6 protein-coding genes and 2 pseudogenes are annotated in these 6,540 nt (G+C 42.0%); all 8 read right to left on the bottom strand.

Annotated features, from left to right (window positions below):
* Positions 1-391, bottom strand: a 391-nt coding sequence (locus AX662_RS01425; RefSeq protein WP_060971410.1) for a hypothetical protein, incomplete at its 3' end; no start/stop codon positions are given.
* Positions 392-644: 253 nt separating this feature from the next.
* Positions 645-830 (bottom strand): alpha/beta hydrolase, encoded by a 186-nt coding sequence (locus AX662_RS01420; protein WP_411198084.1) that lies wholly within the window; start codon positions 828-830, stop codon positions 645-647.
* Positions 831-3,053, bottom strand: coding sequence for a heavy metal translocating P-type ATPase (locus AX662_RS01415; protein WP_060971409.1), 2,223 nt, complete (start codon positions 3,051-3,053; stop codon positions 831-833).
* 10 nt (positions 3,054-3,063) lie between these two features.
* Positions 3,064-3,435, bottom strand: a complete 372-nt coding sequence (locus AX662_RS01410; protein WP_003005336.1) for a cupredoxin domain-containing protein — start codon at positions 3,433-3,435, stop codon at positions 3,064-3,066.
* Positions 3,436-3,453: 18 nt separating this feature from the next.
* The gene (locus AX662_RS01405; protein ID WP_060971408.1) at positions 3,454-3,849 is read right to left on the bottom strand and encodes a CopY/TcrY family copper transport repressor; all 396 of its coding nucleotides are present in this window, start codon (positions 3,847-3,849) and stop codon (positions 3,454-3,456) included.
* A 122-nt stretch (positions 3,850-3,971) separates the two neighbouring features.
* Positions 3,972-4,265, bottom strand: a pseudogene (locus AX662_RS10225) (IS30 family transposase); the annotation flags it as partial.
* Between the two features lie 6 nt (positions 4,266-4,271).
* Positions 4,272-5,308, bottom strand: a pseudogene (locus AX662_RS01400) (alcohol dehydrogenase catalytic domain-containing protein).
* A gap of 91 nt (positions 5,309-5,399) precedes the next feature.
* A complete protein-coding gene (gene hemH, locus AX662_RS01395) occupies positions 5,400-6,494 on the bottom strand; it encodes a ferrochelatase (RefSeq protein ID WP_060971407.1) in 1,095 nt (364 codons plus the stop codon).
* Positions 6,495-6,540 lie beyond the last annotated feature (46 nt).

Genomic DNA, 6,540 nt, shown 5'->3' with positions numbered 1-6,540 from the left:
TTTGTTTCTTCAATTGTTTTTCAATTTTCTTTTCAACCTTTTGGACAGATTTCTGCTTCAAAAACGATTCCTTATATTCTGGAACATTGCCATAAGAGTCACTTGACCTGTCTTCATAAATAGCCGTATTCTGCTCTAAAACTACTTTCTGGTCATCGTAAGTTTTCTCAGAATAGGTATAAGTCACGTGGTAAGTTGGTATTTCTAAGGCTGTCCAATATAATTTAGTGATAGTAACCTTACCATGCAAACCCACTTTATTACAGTTCTCGACAATAACTCCTCTGACCTTGTTATAATCACTAGACTTCATCTTTCTGAACCCCATCAAAAACAAGGCTGTAAATATTATGAGAAACAAAAGTAAACAATGATTGATTTTCTTCTTCATAGCTCTACCTCCTATAATCTAAAGCTAACAAAAGAAAGACAAGCAACTGTTAAAATCCATTTTCTGAATATATGTATATCATTACTAAGTCCATGTAAACGATTACATTCTTTATCTTTATTTTATCATTCTTTGCAAGGAATGTCAGATGAAATTGGATTCGTTCTTTTACTTCTCTTCTTTGACAATCCAATCATTGTATTAAAAAAATCTAGTAGACAGCCTCTACTAGATTTTTTGTATTCTTATCAACTCATTTCCCCCACAAGAAAGCAATTAGAGGCTTATCAACCAAGGCCGTTTCATGGAGTTTACTGTGTTGGCCGTTAGGACCTGTGATTTCCTTTTCTTGGTAGGATTTGACATGACCTTTAAGCAGATAGGCTAGGGATTGACTGGATAGATTGGTCACGCGCTCATCACTCTCTTTTTGTTTCATTTAATCAATTTTCGCAACATTGAGAAGCAGAGAGCTAGTCAAAACAGACAAAGAACTAAGGGCCATGGCAAGACCTGCTAGTTCTGGATTGAGGGTCAATCCCAGTCCTACAAAGACTCCAGCAGCAATTGGAATCCCAAGAATATTGTAGATAGAGGCCCAGAAGAGATTGAGTAAGATCCTGCGGAAGGTCTTTTGACTCATGTCAAAGGCGCGCACAACGCCAAGCAAATCATTTTGCGTGAGCACGATGCCACCGGACTCGATCGCAATATCCGTTCCAGATCCCATAGCAATCCCCACATCGGCGATCGAGAGAGCTGGAGCATCATTGATGCCATCTCCGACAAAGGCGACCTTGCTAGCTTCTTGCAGTTTTTGGATGGCGCTAGCTTTTTCTTGAGGAAGGACATCAGCAATGACGGTGTCAATTCCCACTTGCTTAGCAATAGCTTGGGCCACCCGTTCATTATCCCCCGTTAACATGACCGTTTTCAAGCCCCGTTCTTTGAGCTTTTTGATCGCTTCTTTTGAGCTGGCCTTCGGAGCATCTTGAATGGCAATCAAGCCAATCACTTGCCCATCCACAGACAAACTGATCACTGTTTTGGCCTGCTCTTGTAACTCTACCATCCGTTTTTCAAGCTCCGGATCCATCGCTGTCCCGTCATGAAGTTTGCCATTTCCCAAGGTCACCAACTGCTGGTCGATCTGACCTTGGACCCCTTTTCCTTCAATCGCTTGGAAGTTTTCCACAGGGGATAATATCAAACCTTTTTCTTCTGCTTGGGATAACACCGCTTGGGCTAGTGGATGTTCTGAAAAAGTTTCAAGACTAGCAGCCAGTGTCAAGACACGCGCTTCATCTCCTACAACATCGGTTACAAGTGGTTGGCCAATGGTAATGGTCCCTGTCTTATCAAACACAACGGTTTGAATCTTTTGCACTTCTTGAAGAACTGTTCCATTTTTAATCAGAACCCCCATCTTGGCACTACGGCCGGTTCCGACCATCAGGGCTGTTGGGGTTGCTAAACCAAGGGCACAAGGACAGGCAATAATGAGGACAGAGACTGCATAGAGCATGGCCTCTTGAAGCGACGCGCCCAAAAGCACGGACCAAACCCAGAAAGTCGCAATGGCCAAAATCGTCACCACTGGAACAAAGATACCTGAAATCTTATCCGTCAAATCTTGAATGGGAGCACGACTGGATTGGGCCATTTTGACAAAGTCCACAATTTGAGATAAGAGGGTCTCACTACCGACTTTTTCAGCCTTAAAGAGAATGGTCCCATTGCTGTTGATAGTGGAGCCGATAACTGCATCACCAACTGATTTTTCCACAGGCAAGCTTTCACCTGTCACCATCGACTCATCAATGGTCGTACTTCCTTCTACAATCGTCCCATCAACCGCAATCTTTTCCCCAGGACGGACCCGAATCAAGTCATCAATTTGGATATCTTCTGCCGCCACCTCGACATAGTTCCCATCACGGAGAACTTGAGCCGTTTTTGCCTGCAAATCCAACAACTTTTCCACAGCCTCGGAGGCATTGTTACGCATCCGTTCTTCAAAGATTTGCCCTAAGAGGATAAAGAAGATGATAAAACCCGCAGCCTCAAAGTATACTGGCTGACCAGTAAAAAGGGCAAATACACTATAGACATAGGCTACCAGGGTTCCAAGAGCTACCAAGGTATCCATATTGGAATGGTGCTTCTTAAATGAGGCCCAGGCACTCTTGATAAAAGGAACTCCTGCTACCAACATGATCGGCGTTGTCGCTAGAAAAGTCCCCCAGCGACTGACTGGATGGGAGACAAATCCTGCCATCATCCCGATCATCAAGATCAATAAGGGAAGAGTAAAGATACTAGTAATCCAAAAGCGACCCAGTAAACCTAAGACACGACGGCGTTTTTCCACAACCGTGTAGGAACCCTTTTGCATCTTCATTCCACATGAAAACTCGAAGTCCCCTGTTTCTGTCGGGGTAAAGGATATCACCTTATCCACACCGACTTCCAAAGGCTCTAAAATCCCCTGATCTTCAAATAAAATTTCCTTGTAACAGCCGGAAGGATTGACCCGATGGAAGGTGATTTCAGCAGGGATCCCTTTTTGAAGTTGAAATTCCTTTGGACTATAGCCTTTTTCTGCTGTAATACGGATCTTTTGCACTCCGTTTTCCACAACTGCTTTTTGTTTTTCTACCATACCTACTCCTTTATTCCACAATCATGTGACCATGCATCATGTTCATTCCACATGAATACCCATATTCGCCCGCTTTTTCTGGCGTAATTTCAATGACATGTTTTTCACCTAAAGGCAAATCTTCATGAACGCCAAAATCTGGAAAGATCACTTGAGCCAGACATGAAGATGGATCCTTGCGATTAAAGATGATCCGGGCTGGAACATTCTTTTTCAGGACAATGGTTTCAGGCGAATAGCCCCCCATGACTTCGACTTCAATTTCTTGATAACCTGATTTCTGACGAGCGTGGCCGCTTACCTTTTCATGCTCTGCAAAGAACCACCAAGCAATAAAAGCAACCATAAGTAAACAAACAATACTAATCAACAATCCAAACATGGAATTTCCTTCTTTCTACTACATACAATTGCAAGGGACTGTTTCGACAGCCTCTGCTTTCTTTTCTTCCAGGACCTGCTGCAGCTGATTAAGATCTGCAAGCGTAAAGTCACTCTCCTGAATCAAGTTTTCAAGCACCTGGACAATTCTTTTTGAGCAAACCTTGTCTTTCACCTCCTCAACCACCAAGTCTAAACTCTGCTCCTGCTTCAACAAAGCCGAGTAAACAAAGGCTTTGCCTGATTTTTCTCTGGTCAGACAGCCCTTTTCAACCAAGCGCGTTAAGAGAGTCTTGATGGTCGACTTCGACCAGTCAAAGCGCTCGGACAAGACGGCGATCAAATCCGTGCTGGTCTGCTTGCCTTCCATCCAGATAATCTTCATGATGCGCCATTCCGCATTGGAAATTTGCATGATCTCTCCTTTCTAAATCTACATTTGTAAACCAAAAGTTTTAAAAAAAACAAATCTTCCTTTGAAGATTTGTCTGGTTGGGCTTTTTTCGCTCCCTATTTTTATCTCCCTAAATTGTCAAATTAAATTAGATTTTTCATGTAACTCAGAAAAACTTGGTATGGTGTTTGATAATTCAAAGACTTCCTAGGAAGTCTATTTCTTTTATCAGCTGTAGCTGATAAATAATTTTGAGAAATATTCGTAAAATCCATTTGTTTAGGTAGTCCATTTCGTCTTAATAAGCCATTAGAATGTTCATTGAGACCTCGTTGCTCAGGACATCCTGGATCCGCAAAGAAAATATCAATGTCATGTACATTCGAAATAGATTTCCAATTAGAAAATTCTTTTCCGCAATCAAAAGTGATCGACTTAATTCGTTACTCTATCACAATCATAGATTTAATAGACTTGCGTTCATCCATATCTTTATAGGCCTGATTAATATCTTCCAATTTATAACTTGTCGTAAAGACTCGACCTGGATTGATGTCGCCATCAAGAACAGCTTTTAACAAAACTTGTTTATCATAGGTTGTGACAGAGGCTGGTCCGCCACCAATCGTTGTATTTTGTCCAAAGGTTGATCCAATGGCACGATTTTCATAGTGCGGAACACCAACAAATCCCATGCGTCCACCATTATGAAGCACGCCAAGAGCTTGATCTACCGCTGCTTCTGTACCGACACATTCGAGAGCTGCATCTGCTCCTCCCTCGAGGATTTCACGGACTTTGGCAATGCCTCTTTCGCCACGTTCAGCAACAACTGCAGTCGCACCTGACTCCAAAGCCATTTTTTGACGATCTTCGTGACGACTCATAAGGACAATTTGTGAAGCACCACGCATCTTAGCTGCGATGACAGCACATTGACCAACAGCCCCATCTCCGATAACGACCACCTTGTCACCTTTTTGCACATTAGCCACACGCGCCGCATGATAACCCGTCGGCATGACATCAGCCAGTGTCAAAAGTGACTTGAGCATGCCTTCGCTATAATCTGAAGGTTGCCCAGGAATTTTGACAAGGGCCCAGTTGGCAAAGTGGAAACGGATATACTCAGCCTGCACGCCCCCAGACCAGTTATTACCTGGGTGGTTGTCACAAGAGCCATAAAACCAGCACGACAGGCATCACACTGTCCACAACCATGTGTGAAAGGGGCAATGACAAAGTCACCTGGTTTTACTGTAGTAACTTCCTCGCCAACTTCTTCGACAATTCCGATAGCCTCATGACCGCTATTTCTATGACCTTCTTCCATTTCCGGATTACGGTAACTCCAAAGGTCCGATCCGCAAACGCAAGTACGTACTACCTTGATAATGGCATCATCTGCCTCTTGAATGCTTGGACGTTTGATTTCCTCAATGCCGACCTGACCTGCCTTTGTGTAAACTACTGATTTCATTTAAAAACCTCTATTCTTTCGTTTCTGATAGTATACACTTTTTAACAAGAAATCGCTCAAAACACTCCCTATTACAGTCATATTTAGTTACTTAATCATATTTTTTTCCATACTTCTTTTCAAGCATTTTCTTAACTAGATATGGCATCTTGACATTCTCTCGACCTTTTTTAGCAATCAATTTTTTGACGAAATCAGGCATCTGAATATCTTCTTCCTCTTCTAAAATCTGTCCTGTGTTTGAAGGAGCTTCCAACTCATCAAAAGTCTCTAGTTGAGGTTGATAGTAACGATAGTCACCGTCTATATGAGACTGAATGGTTGAAAGAAGGGCTTTAATCAAACGAGAATCGCTATTTGGCATAGGAGGACGGTGATAGGCCACACCAAGCTCATGACAAAGCTCCTTACACTCCACATCATTATCAAAAAGAACCTCAATATGCTCACTAATAAAAGCTATTGGGACAAAAATATAGTGGTCAGGGTGTTCCTTCTCATCATGAAGGTATTCTAAGACATCAGGTTTAATCCAAGGAATACCAATATCACTTTCACTCTGCCATGTATTGGTATACTGGTCTTCTTCAAAGCCTAAAATTTCCACAATCAAGCGAGTATTGTCATAAATCTGATCGATATAAGGATCGCCAAAATCAAGTGCCAAAACTGGTACACTGTGAGCTGAAAAAATCACCTTATAGCTGTCATCTCCAATTTGATCTAAAATATTTCTAATCTCATCAGCCCAGTAGTGAAGAAGTGAAGGTTCTTGGTACCAATCCTTGATAATTTGGAACCTAATCTGCTCACTTTCTAAAAATTTCTCATATCCCATGACAGAATAGTAAGAATAATGAGGCTCTAAAATCAAGCACAAACATTCTTCAATTCCATCATTCTCCATCTCTTTGATTACATCAGTGATAAAAGGGCGGGAAAATTTATTAGCAAAGTAGACCGACGCTCGTTCTCCAAGAGCAGAAGCAACCAAATCCACTTCTTCTCTAGTTATCCTTTGAAGTGGAGTTCCGCCAATTCGTACGTAATTGTCATATAAAGTCTGAATTTCATGTGGTTCAGGACGAACACCACGTCGGATATTCGTGAAAAATTCCGCTACTCCTTCATAGGTAATCTCTTCTGGTGACCCAAAGGTCATCATCAACACAGCTCTCTTACTCATAAATACTCCTTGTTTCACGTTTATTCTATTTTAGCATGAAAAGGCT

It is taken from the genome of Streptococcus sp. CCH5-D3, assembly GCF_001556435.1.
Lineage (GTDB): Bacteria > Bacillota > Bacilli > Lactobacillales > Streptococcaceae > Streptococcus.
Note: the sequence above shows the minus strand (reverse complement) of the source record. Positions and strands in the feature narration are given on the sequence as shown.

Coding starts and splice junctions, on each gene's coding strand:
- AX662_RS01410 (WP_003005336.1), bottom strand. CDS start 3,435: ATGTTTGGATTGTTGATTAGTATTGTTTGTTTACTTATGGTTGCTTTT.
- AX662_RS01405 (WP_060971408.1), bottom strand. CDS start 3,849: ATGCAAATTTCCAATGCGGAATGGCGCATCATGAAGATTATCTGGATG.
- AX662_RS01415 (WP_060971409.1), bottom strand. CDS start 3,053: ATGGTAGAAAAACAAAAAGCAGTTGTGGAAAACGGAGTGCAAAAGATC.
- hemH (WP_060971407.1), bottom strand. CDS start 6,494: ATGAGTAAGAGAGCTGTGTTGATGATGACCTTTGGGTCACCAGAAGAG.
- AX662_RS01420 (WP_411198084.1), bottom strand. CDS start 830: ATGAAACAAAAAGAGAGTGATGAGCGCGTGACCAATCTATCCAGTCAA.